This window comes from Rhodococcus sp. 4CII, assembly GCF_014256275.1.
Lineage (GTDB): Bacteria > Actinomycetota > Actinomycetes > Mycobacteriales > Mycobacteriaceae > Rhodococcus_F > Rhodococcus_F wratislaviensis_A.
Genome location: NZ_JACCFE010000002.1, coordinates 5,411,517 through 5,428,954 on the forward strand (window position 1 = coordinate 5,411,517; position 17,438 = coordinate 5,428,954).

Consider the following 17,438-nt stretch of genomic DNA (forward strand, 5'->3'; position numbering starts at 1 on the left):
ACCGCCGGACGTTAACAATTACTCACGAGCGACGAAGTCGCCACAGGGGGGAGACGGGGCCGTGACCGGCGCCCAGGTCGTAGGACGCCTCCAGGCACTTGGTGACCCACTCCTTGCCGAACGCCACCGCATCGGGCACCGACCATCCGTGGGCGAGTGCGCTCGCGATGGCGGCGGCGAGGGTGTCGCCGCCGCCGTGGTCGTTGCCCGTGTCGATGCGGGGACTGCTGAACTCGAGAAAGGTATCGCCGTCGAACAGTAGATCGGTGCTCGACGCCGATGTCCGGAGATGCCCGCCCTTCACGATCGACCACTGCGCCCCCAGTGCATGCAGCGCCTCCGCTGCCCGCCGCGCCGTCGCGTCGTCCACGACGTCGATGCCGGTGATCAACCGGATCTCGTCGAGGTTCGGCGTCACGACCGTGGCGATCGGGATCAGCGTGTTCCGCACGGCGTCCAGTGCCTCGGCGTGCAGGAGCGGATCTCCGTGCATAGACGCGCACACCGGGTCGACGACCAGCGGGACCGGTTGGTCGCGCCCGATCCCGACCTCGGTGCACACGGCGGCGACGGCCTCGATGATCGCCGTCGACGCCAGCATGCCCGTCTTCGCTGCCCCGACCCCGATGTCGTCGACGACGCACCGCACCTGCGCGGCCACCGTCTCCGGCGGAATCTCGTGGAAACCGCTGACGCCCACCGAGTTCTGCACCGTCACCGCAGCGACCGCGACGCACGCGTGGACGCCGCACAGGGCCATCGTCCGCGAGTCCGCCTGGATTCCGGCGCCACCACCGGAATCGGTGCCGGCGATGGTGAGGACGCGGACGGGGGTCTGGCCGTCGGGGGTCAGGGGCAGCAGCTTCACGACAGGGACCTTACCGATTCTCGGAGGTGACGGATTCGACGGGCAGATACACGCGTCCACCTGCGTCGACGAACTCGCTCGACTTCTCGGCCATGCCCGCCTCGATGGCCTCGATCGTATCGAGCCCGTGTTGCTGCGCGTACTCGCGCACATCGGCGGAGATCCGCATCGAGCAGAATTTCGGACCGCACATCGAACAGAAATGCGCGCTCTTCGCCGGCTCCGCGGGCAGGGTTTCGTCGTGGAACTCGCGCGCGGTGTCCGGATCGAGGGACAGCGCGAACTGGTCGTGCCAGCGGAACTCGAACCGGGCCTTGGACAGCGCGTCGTCCCGCTCCTGGGCGCGCGGATGCTGCTTCGCCAGGTCCGCGGCGTGGGCCGCGATCTTGTACGTGATGACGCCGATCTTGACGTCGTCGCGGTTCGGCAGTCCCAGGTGCTCCTTCGGGGTGACGTAACAGAGCATTGCGGTGCCGGCCTGCGCGATCATCGCCGCGCCGATCGCGGACGTGATGTGGTCGTACGCCGGCGCGATGTCGGTGGCGAGCGGTCCGAGCGTGTAGAACGGCGCCTCCTCGCACAGTTCTTCCTCGAGCCGCACGTTCTCGACGATCTTGTGCATCGGCACGTGTCCGGGTCCTTCGATCATCACCTGCACGCCATGTGATTTCGCGATCTTCGTCAGTTCGCCGAGAGTGCGGAGTTCGGCGAACTGAGCGTCGTCGTTGGCGTCGGCGATGGAACCGGGGCGCAGTCCGTCGCCGAGGGAGAACGTGACGTCGTAGCGGTGCAGGATCTCACACAATTCGTCGAAATGGGTGTACAGGAACGATTCCCGATGATGGGCCAGGCACCAGGCCGCCATGATCGAGCCACCGCGCGAGACGATGCCGGTCACGCGTTTCGCGGTGAGCGGGATGTAGCGGAGCAGGACTCCGGCGTGGACCGTCATGTAGTCGACACCCTGCTCGCACTGCTCGATCACGGTGTCGCGGTACATCTCCCACGTGAGCGCGGTGGGGTCTCCGTTCACCTTCTCGAGCGCCTGATAGATCGGCACCGTGCCGACCGGCACGGGCGAGTTGCGCAGGATCCACTCCCGGGTCTCGTGAATGTTCTTGCCGGTGGACAGGTCCATGATCGTGTCGGCGCCCCACCGGGTCGCCCACACCATCTTCTCGACCTCCTCCGCGATCGACGACGTCACCGCGCTGTTGCCGATGTTCGCGTTGATCTTGACCGCGAAGGCCTTCCCGATGACCATCGGCTCGAGTTCGGGGTGCCTGCGGTTGGCCGGGATCACGGCCCTACCCGCGGCCACCTCGGCGCGCACCGTCTCCGGTGAAACACCCTCGCGTGCAGCGCAATACCGCATTTCCGGGGTGACGGTGCCGGCTCGGGCCGCGTCGACCTGAGTGCCCTCCCGGTCGGCGATCCACGGCGCGCGCAGATGCGGCAGTCCCGCCTCCAGGTCGATGGTGGCGTCCGCGTCGGTGTACGGACCCGACGTGTCGTAGACGTCGAGGTGTTCACCGTTGGTGAGGTGCACACGGCGCACCGGCACCCGGACGTCGTCGCCCGACGGCAGGTAGTGCTTGGTGCTGCCCTCGATCGGCCCAGTGGTGACGGACGTGGCTGTAGATACAGTTTTGCTCATCGATGATGCTCCCTACGCCGGCATTACCCGGACAGGTTCGACGGTCGACGGCCCTAGCCGTCCTCTCAGCCCGCTGGTGCGAGCCCCCGTGGATGTGTAGTTGTCCCGGAGACTGTAACCGAGATCTCTGCGGGCACACATTCGGGGGAAACTTGGACAGCGCTTCCGACCATCGGTATAAAGGGTGATGAACATCACATTTCGATTACGACACATACCCCCAGGAGATAGCCATGCTGACGGACGCGCAGGTTGTGGACGTGATCGACAATGCCGATCAGAACCGGTTCGAACTCCGGCTGAGCGGTGATCTGGTCGGGATTCTCGGGTATTTCGACCTCGCGGAGACGCCGCCCGGAGCGGGGGCGGCCGCAGCCCGGCCGCCGGGTTCGAAGGGTAAGGGGCGGCAGGCGCCGGTGGTCTCGTTCATGCACACGGTGATCGTGGAGGATTTCGGTCACCGTGGGCTGGCCGCGCTCATGGTGGGCCGCTCGCTCGATCTCGCCCGGGGGTACGGATGGAAGATTCGGCCCGTGTGCACGTACGTGCAGCGCTTCGTGTCGGCGCATCCCGAATACCGCGACCTCATCGTCCCGGTGGAGCGCTGACCGTGCGCGCGCCGTGAAGCGGCAACCCGACTACAACGAAACGGTTCCGGGACCGGCGATTCGGCTGATGACGACGTCATCTTGCTGATTCCATGAGTGGCATGAATCACATTTCGAACGGTTCCGCGTCGCCGAGTTACGTCGCGGCCACCGACGCCCGCGTGCTCGACAACCCCGCCCACGAACGATTCGATCTGTGGCTGGGTGACGAGTTGGTCGGCATTCTCGGCTACCGGGACGGCGACGACATCCCCGGTTGCACGTCCGAACCGGGCGAGGTGGTCGCGTTCATGCATACCGTCGTCAAAGAAGATTTCGGTGGCCGCGGGCTGGCCGCGATCTTAGTGGCCGAGGCTCTGGGCTGGGCGCGCAATCGTGGCTGGAGAGTGCGTCCCATCTGCACATACGTCCAGCGCTACCTGGCATCGAATCCGGAGCATCTGGACATTCTGGCGGTCGAGTAGAACTTCTGTGAGAGCACTGCTCTTGATTTCTGCGACGTCGCTGTGAATACTGCTCTGTATAGAGAGCAGTGCTCACATTCGAAGGAGTCGTCATGACCGTGTCGGATAGGATCGGAAATCGGACCTCCGGAGTGTTGTTTGCGCTCACCGGTGTCCTGTTCGTCGTCTACCCCGCGGTGCGCCCCTATGCCCCGAACGGGGCCCCGGACGGCCCCGCCGAGTTCGCCTCCCCGTGGTGGCTCGTCGCGCACCTCTCCGCCGTCGGTGGGTTCATCGCGTTCGGGCTTGCGCTCGTCGCGCTCGGCAGCATCCTGAAGCGGACACCCGGCGCGCGGGCCGCGATGGTCGCTGTTGTCGCGTCGTGGGTCGGGATCGGGCTGACGCTGCCGTACTACGGGGCGGAGACGTTCGCGCTGCACGCCCTCGGCGGCAGCGGACTGGACGAGGACGCAGTCGCCACCCTCGCCGAGAGCGTGCGAATGGGCTCGGCGCAGGCGATTCTCTTCGCGGCAGGACTGCTACTTCTCGCGGTCGGCGCGGTCGCGGCAGCCGTGGCCATCGCCCGATCCGGACTGTTCGCCCGATGGACGGGAATCCCGATGGCGCTGGGATTCGCGTTGTTCATTCCGCAGTTCTACGCCGACGCCCCACTGCGCATCGCGCATGGAATGCTCATCGGGATCGGTTGCGCGGTGGTGGCTCTCGGCGTGCTGCGGTCTCAGTCGCCGAGGTCGACGATGACCGGAGCGTGATCGCTGGCACCCTTGCCCTTGCGCTCGTTCCGGTCGATCTCGGCCTTGTCGACCCGGCCCGCGAGGGCAGGCGAGCCGAGCACGAAGTCGATGCGCATGCCCTGCTTCTTCGGGAACCGCAACTGGGTGTAATCCCAGTACGTGTAGACACCGGGACCCGGGGTGTGGGGCCGGACGACGTCGGCGAAACCCGACTCGACGAACGCGTGGAAGGCGTCCCGCTCGGCGGCGGACGTGTGGGTCTTGCCCTCGAACAGCGCGGGATCCCAGACGTCCTCGTCGGTGGGGGCTACGTTCCAGTCGCCGACCAGCGCGATCTGTGCGTCCGGGTTCTGCTCCAGCCACCCGACCGCGTCGGTGTGCAGCTTCGCGAGCCAGTCGAGCTTGTACGTGTAGTGCGGATCGGCGAGCTCGCGGCCGTTGGGAACATACAGGCTCCAGATGCGGACCCCGTTGCAGGTGGCGCCGATGGCGCGGGCTTCCTGCGCGGGCGCGACCTCCGGGTCCTTGTGGAACCCGGGCTGATCTTCGAACCCGATCTGCACATCGTCGAGGCCGACGCGGGACGCGATGGCGACACCGTTCCACTGGCTGAGTCCCACGTGCGCCACCTCGTAACCGAGTTCGCGGAAACGCTCGTACGGGAACTGCTCGTCCTTGCACTTGGTTTCCTGCATCGCGAGAACGTCGACGTCGGTCCGCTGGAGCCAGTCCAGGATCCGGTCGGTACGGGCACGAACAGAGTTCACGTTCCAGGTTGCGATGCGCACGGCAGCCACCCTAGCGGCAGTCGCCGACAGATCCTCAGGCGCCGTATTCCGTGGCGTAGCGGTACCGGTGGTGTGCGGTGAAGCCGAGGTTGCGGTACATCGCCTGCGCGCCCTCGTTCTCGACGGCCACCTGCAGGCACGCGTGGGTCGCGCCGTGCTCGCGCCCCCAGTTGATCATGTCGCCGCAGATGAGACTGCCGATCCCGTGGCGACGGTGGTCGGCAGCCACCTCGACCGCGGTGAGCCCGACCCACCGGCGCTCGTCCGGGGCGGACGTGACGGAGCCTCGTGCAACGGCGAGCAGCGTCGAATCGGCGGCACCGATCCGGCCGAACCCGAGGATGCCGCCGCGGACGGCGTCGAGCACGTCCACCGCGAAGTCGGGCAGCGCGGACCCGCGGTAGCGGTACAGCGCGAGCCAGTCCGGATCCGGGTGATCGGCGACGGTCGTGGTGCGCGGGCCCTCGGGCAGCGCCAGGTTGTCGACGTCGGCCGCCATCACGACCACCTCGTCGCTGACGTTCCAGCCGAGCGGCACTTCGCCGAGGCGGTCGGGGATCAGCAATCGCAACGGGCGGTCGCGCTCGGCGTACCACTCGCGGAGCCGGGCGAGGGTGCTGCCGGGGGAGGAGTCGTTCAGGCTCCCGACGGTCCCGCGATCGCCGAGCGGGGCCGCCGAGTTGGCGCGTCCGGTGAAGCCGTGACCGTACCGGGCGAGCCACCCGTCGATCCACGTGTGTTCGATCCCGGGCCAGCCGTCGGCGGAGGCCAGTTCGAGGGAACGGATCTCGCTCGCGCGTATCGGTCGCGCGGGAACGGCCTTGAGCGCAACCACCCGGTCCGGTTCGACCTCGATCAGGGAGTTGTCGGCCACGCGGACGACGACGAGCGGCTCGACGCTCTCCAGGGTCCCGATGACGTCGGTCATCGGGTGGCTGGAACCGGGTGGCAGCGCGTACCGCAGCACCACCCGGCTTCCGAGCGGAATGTCAGTCGTCATGCCCGAACGGGTCTTCGACCGTGCCCGGCACCCAGCTGAGACCGGGAACGCCCCAGCCGGCACGTTTGATGGTCTTCTTGGCGGCGCGGGCATTGCGGCCGATCAGCATGTCGACGTAGAGGAAACCGTCGAGGTGACCGACCTCGTGCTGCAGCATGCGCGCGAAGAAGCCGTGTCCCTCGACCTCGACGGCGTTGCCGTCGGCGTCGGTGCCGGTGACCTTCGCCCACTCGGCGCGTCCGGTGGGGAACTGCTCGCCCGGCACGGACAGGCAGCCCTCGACGTCGTCGTCCGGGTCCGGCATGGTCTCCGGCCGTTCCGACGTCTCGAGGACCGGGTTGACGACGCATCCCCGGCGGCGCAGCGCCTTGCCGTTCCCGTCGACGTCCGGGCAGTCGTAGACGAACAACCGCAGCGGTATTCCGACCTGGTTCGCGGCGAGACCGACGCCGTTGGCGGCATCCATCGTGTCGTACATGTCCGCTATAAGTTCAGAGAGTTCTGCCGGCGACTCGGTCACCGTCTCGGTCGGTTCGTGCAATACCGGGTCGCCCACGATCCGGATGGGGAGGATGGCCATGGTCGTCAAGGATAGTGCGGCGCGCCTCAGCCGTTCGCACTGCCCACAGCCTTCGGCGTGGTTGAATAGGCGCTGAAGTACAGCTGTGTAATTCGTTGCTCGGTCGGCCACGCGATCGAGGAGCCGGGGGAACGTGGTTTCGCTGAGGTCGAGCGAGAGCTAGTAGTCGAGGAGTGAGATGGACGGCGCAACAGCGCGTAGTCGGAACCAGTCCGAACGCACCGACAGCGACAACTCCGTAGTGGTCGACGACGTAGTGGTCGACGACGTCGGATCCGACGGCCTCTCGCGTCGGGAGCACGACATCCTGTCCTTCGAGCGCCAGTGGTGGAAGTACGCCGGCGCGAAGGAAGAAGCGATCAAAGAACTGTTCGACATGTCCGCCACCAGGTACTACCAGGTTCTCAACGCGCTGGTGGACCGGCCGGAAGCGCTCGCGGCCGACCCGATGCTCGTGAAGCGGCTGCGACGGCTGCGCGCGAGCAGGCAGAAGGCCCGCGCCGCCCGTCGCCTCGGGTTCGACGTCACCTAGCCGGCCGGTGGCTAAGGTCGACACCGTGAGTACTCCGAAACCCGAATCGTCCGGCCCGCCGTTACGAGCCCTCGCGATGGTGCTGATCGCCCTCGCGATCCTCTTCGCGGGTCTCGGGTTCGCCTCCCTCGGGGGCTCGGATTCGGAAGAGACCGCAACCACGGCCACCACCACGGCAGCGGTCACGACCACCGCCGCTGCCCGCACGACGACAGCGGCCGCGGGAGCCACCTCGGCGTCCACGACAAGCACGACGTCCGGCGCGTCGAGCACCTCGAAGTCCGCGGATGCGGCGTCGGTCCCGGTGCGGGTGCTCAACAACAGCAACGTCACGGGTCTGGCCAGTCAGACGGCCACCAAACTGATGTCCTCGGGGTGGACGGTGTCGGAAACCGGCAACTACAGCGACGGCACCATCTCCGAAACCACCGTGTACTACGGGACTTCCGCCGCCGAAAAGGAGGCAGCCACCGAGATCGCCGCGCAACTCGGGGTGTCCGCGCAGCCCCGGTTCCCGGGTATCGCGAACTCGTCCGCCGGGGTGATCGTCATCGTCACCTCGGCCCAATAGACCGGACGGTCGGTGCACCGTCGCCGCGGTTATGATCAGATGCACTTCCTCGCCACCTCAAAGGAGCGGTTTGATGGCCTCGAGTTCTACCCGTCGGATGTCATGGCGCATTGTCACCCCGGTGGTTGCCATTGCAGCACTGGGACTGACCGCCTGCAGTAACAACGAGGGGCCGACCGACGTTCCCGGCACCACTCCTCCCGTGTGGACCGGTGCCGCCGATCCCAGTGCCGCAGGTGTTCCCGGCGACGCCGAGAGCGGCTCGGGTCAGTCCGCCGAGAGCGGCGCGGTGAGCGCGACGTTGAAGAATGCCGAAGGCCAGGACGTGGGCACCGCCACGTTCAAGCAGGCCGGCAGCCACGTCGAGGTCACCGTCTCCGTCAAGGATCAGACGCCCGGATTCCACGGGTTCCACGTACATTCCGTCGGCAAGTGTGAGACGAACTCCGTCGCACCGACCGGGGGTGCGCCCGGAAACTTCCTGTCCGCAGGCGGCCACTTCCAGGCCTCGGGCCACTCGGGACACCCCGCGAGCGGCGACCTCACGTCGCTGCAGGTGCTGGAGGACGGTACAGCCGAATTGGTCACCAGCACCGACGCCTTCACGGTCGAGGACCTGAAGAACGGCGACAGCGGCACCGCGATCATGATCCACTCGGGTCCCGACAACTTCGCCAACATCCCCACCCGGTACGCACCCGCGCCCGATCAGGAAACCCTGAATACCGGGGACGCAGGCTCCCGCGTGGCCTGCGGTGTCATCGGCGCCAGCTGAGTCGCGTGACATCCCGGCTGCGGCCGGGATGTCGGCGCGCTGCCGCACACTCCGGCCTGTGGTTGGATCGGAACCGTGGTAGTTCCATTTCCCGGTTCGCCGCGGCCGACGCTGGGTGTCGAGTGGGAGATCGCGCTGGTCGACAGGGTCACGCGGGATCTCTCCAACACGGCCGCGGAGGTGTTCGACGCGGTCGCGAACCTCGCGGGCCCGGAGGATCCCCGGATCACCAAGGAGTTGCTGCGCAACACCGTCGAACTCGTCACCGGCATCCATTCCACCGTCGGTGAGGCGATGGACGACCTCGGCGAATCGCTCGACCTGTTGCGTCGTGCGGCGAATCCGCTCGGGGTCGATCTCATCTGTGCGGGAACGCACCCGTTTGCGCAGTGGTCCACGCAATTGGTCACGCGCACACCGGATTACGACGAGCTGATCGAGCGCACGCAGTGGTGGGGCCGGCAGATGCTGATCTGGGGTGTGCACGTTCACGTCGGTGTGTCTTCGCCGCAGAAGGTGTTTCCGATCCTCAACGCCCTGCTGCAGCGGTATCCCCATCTGCTCGCGTTGTCCGCGTCGTCGCCGATGTGGGCCGGGGTCAACACAGGGTATGCGAGTAATCGCGCACTGATGTTCCAGCAGCTCCCCACCGCGGGGCTGCCGTACCAGTTCGCGAACTGGGCGCAGTACGAAGATTTCATCAGCGACCAGATGAAGACCGGCGTGATCACCAAGATCGGCGGAATGCACTGGGACATCCGGCCGGCGCCGCGGTGGGGCACCATCGAGGTCCGCGTCTTCGATGGCATCTCCACCCGCGCCGAGCTCAGTTCCCTCGTCGCGCTCGTGCACTGCCTGATCGTCGACCTGGATCGCCGGTTCGAGGCGGGCGAGAACCTGCCCAACCTGCAGCCGTGGCACGTGAAGGAGAACAAGTGGCGGGCGGCGCGGTACGGACTCGACGCCGAGATCATCCTCGACGAGGACAGTAACGAACGGCTCGTCACCGACGACCTGAACGACCTGCTCGAGCGGCTGGCGCCCACCGCGGTGCGTCTCGGCTGTGCGGACGAATTGGCCGCCGTGGCCGAGATACCCCGCCGGGGAGCCTCCTACCAGCGGCAACGTCAGGTCGCGGAAGCGACCGGGGGAGACCTGGTGGCCGTGGTCGATGCGCTGGTGAAGGAACTCGGGACCTGAAAGACGGTCTCGGGCAGGACACTCGTCCACTTCCCGTTCATGTGTTGTTTACACTTGGCGGGTGTCGATCGACGATGTTGCCGTTCTACGGCCGGGTGGGTCCGTCGATCGTTCCCGCATGTTCGTCGCCGGCGGGGCGCTCGGTGTGGCGATCCTGCTGGTGGTGGTCCAGTGCGTGGCGTCCACTCAGGGGTTCCAAGGCCCCCTCGAAAGCCTGTTCCACGACTACGTTCTGACTCCCAAATCGGCGTCCGTTCCGTGGGCGGGCCTTGCACTCGCGATGGTCGGGCTGACCAACCGGCAACGCGTCGTCGCACTGTCCACGGCAGCGGGCATCGATGTGACGGTTGCCGCGGTCCGCTACCTGTCGGGTGGCCAGCTGACCGTCGGAAACGGCGCGACGTGGGTACTCACCGCGGTGGGCGTCTATGCGTCGGTGTGCTGGACCGGTGACCAGCGGCGCAGCGGCCTCAAGGGGGTCGGTCTCGGTGCCCTGCTGATCCTGGCCACGAAGTTCGGCGACGCCTGGCTGCAGGTCACCATCATGGCCGGGCCGATGGTTCTCGACGACTTCGCCCAATTGGCCGATCACGCGCTGGGAAGCCCGTCGTGGCACATGGGTCAGTTCGTCGACGCACTCGGTCCGGTCGGTTACGGCATCCTGCACTGGGTCTACATCGAACTGCCGGTCGCGGCGATCGCGGTGGCCGTCTACCAATTGCGGAACGGCTGGCCGTCGCACTATCTGGTGCGCACGTTCCTGGTGATCGGGCTGATCGGTCCCGTCTTCTACGTGCTCTTCCCGGTGGTCGGTCCGATCTTCGCGTACGGCACCGAGGGGCAGGGGTTCCAGGTCAGCGACTACTGGCCCAACCTCGTCCCGGCGCCCGACTTCGCGCCCGAACCGAGGCCCTTCGATTCGACGACCCCACGCAACTGCATGCCGAGCCTGCACACGGCGTGGGCCCTGGCACTGTTCATCCACTCCCGGCACGGTGCCTGGTGGCTGCGCCTCGGCGGCACGTTCTGGCTGGTGTGCACACTGACCGCCACCCTCGGGTTCGGCTACCACTACGGGGTCGACCTGGTTGCCGGCGCCGTCCTGTGCCTGACCATCGAATCGGCGCTTCGTGACCCCGAACGGGGATGGGGCTGGTTCCGGGTCCGCCTCGTCGGAGGCGGCGCGCTCGTGCTGGCCACACTGCTGCTCAGCTACCGCTATCTGGCGGTTCCCATGGGCCGATTCCCCGAACTGTCCGGACCACTGGTGCTCGGTGCGCTCGCCGCGATGAGCCTCGGGTTCTACGCGACGTTCTTCGCCGCACCCGACAGCGCACTCGCCCGCTGGGGCACCGGCAAGACCGTGGTCACGGACCCTCTGGCGGCTCCAACTCATTGATCATCAGCAGCCCGTCCTGGTCACGCTGCTCGCGGTAGGCCACCCGGCCCACGCTGTGCGCGATGACCGGCGCGGTGAACAGGGTGAAGATGCCGACGAGGATCAGCATCCAGATGTCGACGTTGCCGCGCAGTTCGAGGACGGCGCCGGCGAGCACCATGATCAGCCCGACCACTTGTGGTTTGGTGGCGGCATGCATCCGGCGCAGGGTGTCCGGGAAGCGGACGATGGCGATGGCGGCCGTCAAGGCCAGCAGCGAGCCGCAGAGAATGAGCGCGGCCCCGACGACGTCCAGGACGGTGCTCACGACTTGTCACTCACCCGGAATCGGGCCACCGACACCGAACCGATGAACCCGACCAGTGACAACGCGACGATGGCGGGCACGATCGTCGTGTCGCCGGTGTACGCGGCCCACACGGCGAGCCCACACATTGCGAGGGCGATCAGGGTGTCCAGGGCGACGAGACGGTCCAGCGAGTTGGGGCCGTCGAGTAGCCGAAATGTCGTGAGGACTCCGGCGACGACGAGGATGATCCCGGATATGACCGAGACGACTGTCATGAGCTGCCCTCCTGAGCGGGGTCGTCGTACTGCTGGTCGCGGTTGTGCCAGGGGCTGGGTTTCCAGTCGGAGTCGCGCTCGAACGCCGCGATGAACAACCGTTCCAGCTGTGCGACCGTGCGATAGAACTGGCTGACCGCCTTCTGTGAGCCCATGTCCAGCACGTGGACGTAGACGATCCGCCGCACCTGGTCGATCTCCAGCACCATGGTGCCCGGAATGAGATTCAGGACGTCGATGCACAGGGTCAGCACCAGATCGGACTTGATTCCCAGCTGATAGCGCAGGACGCCGGTGACGGGCGGCGGACCGGGCCGGAGCGCGAGCCACGCAATCTGCAGGCTCGACTGGAGCGAGTAGTACACGAACATCACGGCCAGTCGCAGGAGCGGAAGGAAGTGCACCCGACCTTCGACGGGCACCCGCGGCAGCGGCATGAGCACCATGATCACCGCGCCGACGGCGAGACCGCCGAGAATATTGCCCCAGCTGACGTTGCCCCACAGCAGGATCCACACCGCCATCAGCCACAGCAACGCGCCGAACTGGAGAAGTCTCTCGCGTTTCATCGCGGCGCCTCCTGCGCTTCGCCGCCGGGGTGACCGCCGAGGACGGCGTCGATGTAGATCGACCGGTTCTGCAGATCGCTCGCCGCGCGATCACTGATCTGGATGATCTGGCCGGCGAACACGGTCATGGCCAGGCCCACCGCGACGAGCGCGACGGTCGGAATCAGCATCATCGCGGGCATGCGGCCCACGTCGGCGCGTTCGTCGAACGCGATGTCGGCCTCGGACTCGTCGAGCAGTGCCGACGGGCTGACGTCCGCGAGGTCGCCCTCGGGGGCGTCGGCACGGGCCCGCCAGAACGCCTTGGTCCACACGCGGGCGACGACGTACAGGGTGAGGAGGCTGGTGAGGGTGCCGCCGGCGACGAGGATCCAGGCCAGCACACTGGCGTCCGCCGAACCGGCCTGCAACAGCGCAACCTTGCCGATGAACCCGGAGAACGGGGGAATGCCACCGAGATTGAGCGCCGGGACGAGGAACACGATGGCGAGGACGGGGCTGGCCGCGGCGAGCCCGCCGAGGCGACGCAGCGACGACGACCCCGCCTGGCGTTCGATCAGACCGACCACCAGGAACAGTGTGGTCTGCACCAGGATGTGGTGGGCCACGTAGTAGATGGCGCCGGACAGTCCCGACTGCGTCGACAACGCGATACCGAACACCATGTACCCGATGTGGCTGACCAGAGTGAAGGACAGCAGACGCTTGATATCGCTCTGCGCGATCGCACCGAGGATGCCGACGAGCATAGTCAGGAGACCGCACACCATCAGCACGTTGTCGAGTTCGCCCTCCGGGAAGAGCAGTGTGTGCGCCCGGATGATCGCGTACACACCTACCTTGGTGAGCAGGCCGGCGAACACGGCGGTGACCGGTGCGGGCGCGGTGGGGTAGGAGTCGGGCAGCCAGGTGGACAGCGGGAACACCGCGGCCTTGATGCCGAACGCCACGAGCAGCACACCGAAGATGGCGGTCCGGGTGCCGGACGGGATGCCGTCGAGGCGGGTGGCCATGTCGGCGAGGTTGAGGGTGCCGGTCGCCGCATAGGCGAACGCGATGCCCGCCAGGAAGATCAGCGACGACACCATCGACACCATCACATAGGACACACCCGCGCGGACGCGGTCGGCGCTCGCACCGAGCGTCAGCAGCACGAAGCTGGCGGCGAGAAGTACCTCGAAGCCGACGTACAGATTGAACAGGTCGCCCGCCAGGAATGCGTTGGAGATGCCGGCCGTCAGCGCCAGATACGTCGGCAGGAAGATCGAGACGGGCTGGTCCTCACTGCCGTCCCGGATGCCCTGACCGACGGCGTACGCCATGACGGCGAGCAGCACGATCGACGAGACCACCAGCATCATCGCGGACAGCCGGTCGACCACCAGCGTGATGCCGATGGGGGAATCCCAGCCACCCACCTGAACGGCCGTCGTCCCGTCGCGGTCGGCCAGGAACAGCAGCAGTCCCGACACGACCAGGACGGCGATCAGCGCGACGAGTGTGATGATCCGCTGGGCGCGCGGACGCCGGCCCAGCACCAGAGTGGCGGCGGCGGCGAGCATCGGGACGAGGACGGGCAGCGGCGCGAGGGCCGTGATGATGTGCGGGGAGATGGTCACAATCTCTCCCCGATCCCGGCCCTGTCCGAATCTTCGTCGTCGAAATCACCCTCGTGCAGGTCTTCGTAGCACTCGAGGTCCTCGAGGTTCTTCAGCTCTTCCAGGGGAATGGGGTTTCCGTCCTTGTCGAATGCGTCGCCGCTGAAACTCGGCTCGCCGGTGACCGGGTCGTCGGAGCGGTCGCGGTCGGGGGCCTCGGCGGGGGAGCGGCGCCGCAGGACCTTCGTGTCCTCGGGGTCGTTCTCGACGGCGTCCTGGGTGGTGATCTTGAACGACCGGTACGCGAGCGCGAGCACGAAGCCGGCGATGCCCATCGTGATGACGATCGCCGTCAGGATCATCGCCTGCGCGAGCGGGTCGGCCATCGATTCGTGAATGGATTCGCGGCCGACGATGGGCGGATTGCCGTCCGTGCCGCCGGACGTGAGGATCAGCAGGTTGATGCCGTTGCCGAACAGCAATAACCCGAGCAGCATGCGGGTGATGCTGCGTTCGATGAGCAGGTAGACGCCGGCCGACACCAGGACGCCGATGATGAGGAGAAATCCGAGGTTCGCGCTCATCGCTGGTTCACCTCCACCTGCGCGTCGAGACGCGCCCCGAGACTGCGGAGAACGTCGAGCACGAGACCGACCACGATGAGATACACACCCAGGTCGAAGAACAGGGCGGTGACCATCTTGACGTGACCGAACACCGGCAGCGTCACCTCGAAGACCGCGGAGGACAGTGCCGGGGCGCCGAGGAACAGCGACGTCAGCGCGGTGCCCGCCGCGAGCGTGAGCCCGAGGCCGAGGATCTTGCCCGCGTCGATCGGGACGGTCTCGCCGAGCTCGTACCGTCCGCCCGCGAGGTAACGCAGCACGAGGGCGAGTCCGGCGGTGAGGCCGCCTGCGAATCCGCCGCCCGGTGCGTTGTGCCCGGCGAAGAAGAAGTACACCGACACCACCATGATGGTCGGGAAGATCAGCCGGGTCGTCACCTCGAGCACGAGCGAGCGGTGTTTCGGATCGATGAGGTCGCCGCCGAGCAGCCACGTGGTCTCGGAATGCGAGGCCGCCGACTCGGCGATCACCGCCGGCGCGTCGGACACCCGGGGCGCGCTGCCGAAGCGACGGTTGCGGAACACCAGGCTCGCGACACCGGTGGCGGCCACGAGCAGGACCGAGATCTCGCCGAGTGTGTCCCAGGCGCGGATGTCGACCAGCAGCACGTTGACGACGTTCTTGCCGTTGCCGAGGTAATACGCGGCGTCCGGAAGGCGCTCGTGGATCGGCACCGAGTTACGCGCGTTGATCGCGTACGCGCCGATCGTGGTGATGGTGGCCCCGACCGCGACGGCCAGAAGCGCCCGCGGGATCTTGAACCCGATCGCCCGGCGCTCGTCCACCTCGGCGGGCAGCTTGCGGAACACGAGGACGAAGATGACCAGTGTCAGCGTCTCCACCAGGAACTGGGTCAGCGCGAGGTCGGGGGCGCCGTGCAGCGCGAACAGCACACCGCAGCCGTAACCGCTGAGACCGACGAGGATCACGCTGGCCAGCCGGTTCCGCATCACGGTCGCGGCGAGCGCCGCCGCGACCATCATCAACCCGATCACGAACTGCACCGGCGAATCCCACAGCCGGACCTCGGCGCGGGTGTTGGTGCCGACGACGAGCAGCACCAGCGGGACCACCACGAGGGTGCCGAGGATGGTGGCCTGCGTCAGCGGCAGCGAACCTCGCTGGGTGGCGCCCGTCAGCCGCATCGACAGGGCGTCCATGCCGCGCAGGGTCGCGTCGTAGATGCGGTCGGCATTGCCGAGGGGAGGATGCTCGAACCGCAGCCGGTTGACCCAGCGCTGGGCCACGAAGAGCGCGGTGCCGACCGCGAACACCAGCAGCGTCAGCACCAGCGCGGTGTTGACCCCGTGCCACAGAGCGAGGTGGTAATCGGAGGCGCTCGTGGCGGGAAACGTGCGCGAGTACGGCGTCAGCAGCTTCTCCAGCTGCGGCGACGCGAGTCCCGCGGCCAGGCTCAGAACCGACAGGACGGCGGGCGCGGCGAGGAACAGCGGTCCGGGTGCGTGCATGGTCTGCACGGCCGAACTCGGCCGCGCGAGACGCTTGCGGCCGAACGCGCCCCACATGAAGCGCACGCTGTAGGCGAGTGTCAGGATCGACCCGAGCACGACCACACCGACGGTGACGATCCGTGCCGGGTCGGCGAGGACGGACGTGCTCAGCAGGGAGTCGAATGCGGCCTCCTTGCCGACGAACCCGAGGAACGGGGGGATCCCCGCCATGCTCGCCGCCGCCATCGCGGCGAAGACCGTGAGCGCGGGCGCACGGTCACCGAGATGCGCGAGTTTGCGGATGTCCCGAGTGCCCGTCGTGTGGTCGATGATGCCGACCACCATGAACAGGGCGGCCTTGAACATGGCGTGGGCGACGACCATGGTCATGCCGGCCAGCGCGGCGTCCCGGGTGCCGAGGCCGACGAGCACCATCATGAAACCGAGCTGACTGACCGTGCCGAACGCCAACACCAGTTTGAGGTCGAAGGCGCGCATCGCCCGCCACCCCGCGAGGACCATCGTCAGCAGGCCGAGCGTGATGATCGTGAACCGCCACGGCCCGGAGTCCGCGAAGCCGGGCGACAACCTGGCTACGAGGTAGATGCCGGCCTTCACCATGGCCGCGGCGTGCAGATAACCGCTCACGGGAGTGGGGGCGGCCATCGCGCCGGGCAGCCAGAAATGCAGGGGCACGATCGCGGATTTCGACAGTGCGCCGATGAGGACCAGCACGACGGCGACCCCGGCGAGCCAGCCGCGCGGTGCGACCTCGATCAGTTCGGACAGGTTGTAGGTGCCGCCGACCTGGCCGAGGATGATGATGCCGACCAGCATCGCCAGACCACCCGCGGTGGTGACCAGCAGTGCCTGCGTCGCGGCCCGGCGGCTCGACGCGCGTTCGGCGTAATGACCGACCAGCAGGAACGACAGGACGGTCGTCAATTCCCAGAACGTGTACAGCAGCAGCATGTTGTCGCTGGCGACGAGGCCGAACATGGCGCCGGCGAACGCCACCATCTCGGCCGCGAAGATGCCGAGCCGGGGTTCGTCGTCGGAGAAGTAGCGCGCGCAATAGATCAGGATCAGGGTGCCGATTCCCAGCACCAGCACGGACATGATCGCGGCGAGCGGATCGAACCAGAAGTCGAGGTTCATCGACAGGCCCGGAACCCACTCGATCGAGACCGTCTGGACGGTGCCCCACTTGGCGAGAACCCAGCCGAGCGACGCCAGGGGCACGAGAGCGAGGGGGTAGAAACCGTTGCGGCCGAACTTGCGCACCACAAGCGGAGCCAGAACGGCGGCAACGGCATGGGCGAGCAGAACAGCAAGCAAAAGGCACTCCGTCGGGGTCAGCGGGCGGCGGGGTGTCGGAACGAGACGAACCGAGTCGTGCAGACCGTTCGCTCTGCGGGCGAACCGGGCTACACGTACATCCTACTGGGTCGGTT

19 protein-coding genes and 1 riboswitch are annotated in these 17,438 nt (G+C 67.2%); of the genes, 8 read left to right on the forward strand and 11 right to left on the reverse strand.

Features of this window, described 5'->3' with window-relative positions:
- Positions 1 to 22 precede the first annotated feature (22 nt).
- Both thiD and thiC read right to left on the reverse strand, forming a co-directional pair.
- Positions 23 to 868: a bifunctional hydroxymethylpyrimidine kinase/phosphomethylpyrimidine kinase gene (gene thiD, locus H0B43_RS25725; RefSeq protein WP_185725359.1), complete on the reverse strand. Its 846-nt coding sequence runs from the start codon at positions 866 to 868 to the stop codon at positions 23 to 25.
- A gap of 10 nt (positions 869 to 878) precedes the next feature.
- Positions 879 to 2,525 (reverse strand): phosphomethylpyrimidine synthase ThiC, encoded by a 1,647-nt coding sequence (gene thiC / locus H0B43_RS25730; RefSeq protein WP_185725358.1) that lies wholly within the window; start codon positions 2,523 to 2,525, stop codon positions 879 to 881.
- A riboswitch (TPP riboswitch) is annotated at positions 2,518 to 2,625 on the reverse strand. It overlaps the preceding gene by 8 nt.
- 133 nt (positions 2,626 to 2,758) lie before the next feature.
- Between thiC and H0B43_RS25735 the strand changes: the two genes are divergently transcribed.
- From H0B43_RS25735 to H0B43_RS25745, 3 genes are all read left to right on the forward strand, one after another.
- Positions 2,759 to 3,133, forward strand: a complete 375-nt coding sequence (locus tag H0B43_RS25735) for a GNAT family N-acetyltransferase (protein WP_185725357.1) — start codon at positions 2,759 to 2,761, stop codon at positions 3,131 to 3,133.
- A 101-nt stretch (positions 3,134 to 3,234) separates the two neighbouring features.
- Positions 3,235 to 3,597: a GNAT family N-acetyltransferase gene (locus H0B43_RS25740; RefSeq protein ID WP_185725356.1), complete on the forward strand. Its 363-nt coding sequence runs from the start codon at positions 3,235 to 3,237 to the stop codon at positions 3,595 to 3,597.
- A 92-nt stretch (positions 3,598 to 3,689) separates the two neighbouring features.
- On the forward strand, positions 3,690 to 4,349 hold the full coding sequence (locus tag H0B43_RS25745) for a hypothetical protein (RefSeq protein ID WP_185725355.1): 660 nt from the start codon (positions 3,690 to 3,692) through the stop codon (positions 4,347 to 4,349).
- On the opposite strand, the gene H0B43_RS25750 is transcribed toward H0B43_RS25745, so the two are convergent.
- Genes H0B43_RS25750 through H0B43_RS25760 form a run of 3 tightly spaced genes read right to left on the reverse strand, consistent with a single transcriptional unit; the run spans position 4,316 to position 6,699 of the window.
- Positions 4,316 to 5,119 carry an exodeoxyribonuclease III gene (locus tag H0B43_RS25750; protein ID WP_185725354.1) on the reverse strand — a complete coding sequence of 268 codons (804 nt, stop codon included), beginning with the start codon at positions 5,117 to 5,119 and terminating at the stop codon, positions 4,316 to 4,318. The genes H0B43_RS25745 and H0B43_RS25750 overlap by 34 nt on opposite strands.
- 34 nt (positions 5,120 to 5,153) lie before the next feature.
- On the reverse strand, positions 5,154 to 6,119 hold the full coding sequence (locus H0B43_RS25755) for an N-acetyltransferase (protein ID WP_185725353.1): 966 nt from the start codon (positions 6,117 to 6,119) through the stop codon (positions 5,154 to 5,156).
- Entirely contained in the window at positions 6,109 to 6,699 is a 591-nt protein-coding gene (locus tag H0B43_RS25760) for a peptide deformylase (RefSeq protein WP_185725352.1), read from the reverse strand. The genes H0B43_RS25755 and H0B43_RS25760 overlap by 11 nt, the downstream gene beginning before the upstream one ends.
- Positions 6,700 to 6,877: 178 nt before the next feature.
- On the opposite strand from H0B43_RS25760, the gene H0B43_RS25765 reads away from it, so the two are divergent.
- The 5 genes from H0B43_RS25765 to H0B43_RS25785 all read left to right on the forward strand — a co-directional run bounded on the left by H0B43_RS25765 (position 6,878) and on the right by H0B43_RS25785 (position 11,176).
- Positions 6,878 to 7,231, forward strand: coding sequence for a DUF3263 domain-containing protein (locus H0B43_RS25765; protein WP_185725351.1), 354 nt, complete (start codon positions 6,878 to 6,880; stop codon positions 7,229 to 7,231).
- 25 nt (positions 7,232 to 7,256) lie between these two features.
- A complete protein-coding gene (locus H0B43_RS25770; RefSeq protein ID WP_185725350.1) occupies positions 7,257 to 7,802 on the forward strand; it encodes a LytR C-terminal domain-containing protein in 546 nt (181 codons plus the stop codon).
- Positions 7,803 to 7,875: 73 nt separating this feature from the next.
- Positions 7,876 to 8,577, forward strand: coding sequence for a superoxide dismutase[Cu-Zn] (gene sodC / locus H0B43_RS25775; RefSeq protein ID WP_185725349.1), 702 nt, complete (start codon positions 7,876 to 7,878; stop codon positions 8,575 to 8,577).
- A gap of 75 nt (positions 8,578 to 8,652) precedes the next feature.
- A complete protein-coding gene (locus H0B43_RS25780; RefSeq protein WP_185725348.1) occupies positions 8,653 to 9,777 on the forward strand; it encodes a glutamate--cysteine ligase in 1,125 nt (374 codons plus the stop codon).
- A gap of 118 nt (positions 9,778 to 9,895) precedes the next feature.
- Positions 9,896 to 11,176 carry a phosphatase PAP2 family protein gene (locus H0B43_RS25785; RefSeq protein WP_185729796.1) on the forward strand — a complete coding sequence of 427 codons (1,281 nt, stop codon included), beginning with the start codon at positions 9,896 to 9,898 and terminating at the stop codon, positions 11,174 to 11,176.
- Here the strand turns inward: H0B43_RS25785 and mnhG are convergent.
- Genes mnhG through H0B43_RS25815 form a run of 6 tightly spaced genes read right to left on the reverse strand, consistent with a single transcriptional unit; the run spans position 11,145 to position 17,322 of the window.
- A complete protein-coding gene (gene mnhG, locus H0B43_RS25790; RefSeq protein ID WP_185725347.1) occupies positions 11,145 to 11,483 on the reverse strand; it encodes a monovalent cation/H(+) antiporter subunit G in 339 nt (112 codons plus the stop codon). The two genes, H0B43_RS25785 and mnhG, sit on opposite strands and share 32 nt — an antisense overlap.
- A complete protein-coding gene (locus H0B43_RS25795) occupies positions 11,480 to 11,740 on the reverse strand; it encodes a monovalent cation/H+ antiporter complex subunit F (RefSeq protein WP_005251754.1) in 261 nt (86 codons plus the stop codon). Before H0B43_RS25795 ends, mnhG begins: the two co-directional genes overlap by 4 nt.
- The gene (locus H0B43_RS25800) at positions 11,737 to 12,309 is read right to left on the reverse strand and encodes a Na+/H+ antiporter subunit E (protein ID WP_185725346.1); all 573 of its coding nucleotides are present in this window, start codon (positions 12,307 to 12,309) and stop codon (positions 11,737 to 11,739) included. The genes H0B43_RS25795 and H0B43_RS25800 overlap by 4 nt, the downstream gene beginning before the upstream one ends.
- Positions 12,306 to 13,928, reverse strand: a complete 1,623-nt coding sequence (locus H0B43_RS25805; RefSeq protein ID WP_185725345.1) for a Na+/H+ antiporter subunit D — start codon at positions 13,926 to 13,928, stop codon at positions 12,306 to 12,308. The genes H0B43_RS25800 and H0B43_RS25805 overlap by 4 nt, the downstream gene beginning before the upstream one ends.
- Positions 13,925 to 14,491, reverse strand: a complete 567-nt coding sequence (locus H0B43_RS25810; RefSeq protein ID WP_185725344.1) for a Na(+)/H(+) antiporter subunit C — start codon at positions 14,489 to 14,491, stop codon at positions 13,925 to 13,927. Before H0B43_RS25810 ends, H0B43_RS25805 begins: the two co-directional genes overlap by 4 nt.
- Positions 14,488 to 17,322, reverse strand: coding sequence for a Na+/H+ antiporter subunit A (locus H0B43_RS25815; RefSeq protein WP_185725343.1), 2,835 nt, complete (start codon positions 17,320 to 17,322; stop codon positions 14,488 to 14,490). The genes H0B43_RS25810 and H0B43_RS25815 overlap by 4 nt, the downstream gene beginning before the upstream one ends.
- Between the last annotated feature and the right edge of the window lie 116 nt (positions 17,323 to 17,438).

What these genes read in the sequence shown, in the direction of transcription:
- thiC (WP_185725358.1), bottom strand. Translation starts at nt 2,525, where the DNA reads ATGAGCAAAACTGTATCTACAGCCACGTCCGTCACCACTGGGCCGATC.
- H0B43_RS25735 (WP_185725357.1), top strand. Translation starts at nt 2,759, where the DNA reads ATGCTGACGGACGCGCAGGTTGTGGACGTGATCGACAATGCCGATCAG.
- H0B43_RS25740 (WP_185725356.1), top strand. Translation starts at nt 3,235, where the DNA reads ATGAATCACATTTCGAACGGTTCCGCGTCGCCGAGTTACGTCGCGGCC.
- H0B43_RS25745 (WP_185725355.1), top strand. Translation starts at nt 3,690, where the DNA reads ATGACCGTGTCGGATAGGATCGGAAATCGGACCTCCGGAGTGTTGTTT.
- H0B43_RS25755 (WP_185725353.1), bottom strand. Translation starts at nt 6,119, where the DNA reads ATGACGACTGACATTCCGCTCGGAAGCCGGGTGGTGCTGCGGTACGCG.
- H0B43_RS25760 (WP_185725352.1), bottom strand. Translation starts at nt 6,699, where the DNA reads ATGGCCATCCTCCCCATCCGGATCGTGGGCGACCCGGTATTGCACGAA.
- H0B43_RS25765 (WP_185725351.1), top strand. Translation starts at nt 6,878, where the DNA reads ATGGACGGCGCAACAGCGCGTAGTCGGAACCAGTCCGAACGCACCGAC.
- sodC (WP_185725349.1), top strand. Translation starts at nt 7,876, where the DNA reads ATGGCCTCGAGTTCTACCCGTCGGATGTCATGGCGCATTGTCACCCCG.
- H0B43_RS25785 (WP_185729796.1), top strand. Translation starts at nt 9,896, where the DNA reads ATGTTCGTCGCCGGCGGGGCGCTCGGTGTGGCGATCCTGCTGGTGGTG.
- H0B43_RS25795 (WP_005251754.1), bottom strand. Translation starts at nt 11,740, where the DNA reads ATGACAGTCGTCTCGGTCATATCCGGGATCATCCTCGTCGTCGCCGGA.
- H0B43_RS25800 (WP_185725346.1), bottom strand. Translation starts at nt 12,309, where the DNA reads ATGAAACGCGAGAGACTTCTCCAGTTCGGCGCGTTGCTGTGGCTGATG.
- H0B43_RS25810 (WP_185725344.1), bottom strand. Translation starts at nt 14,491, where the DNA reads ATGAGCGCGAACCTCGGATTTCTCCTCATCATCGGCGTCCTGGTGTCG.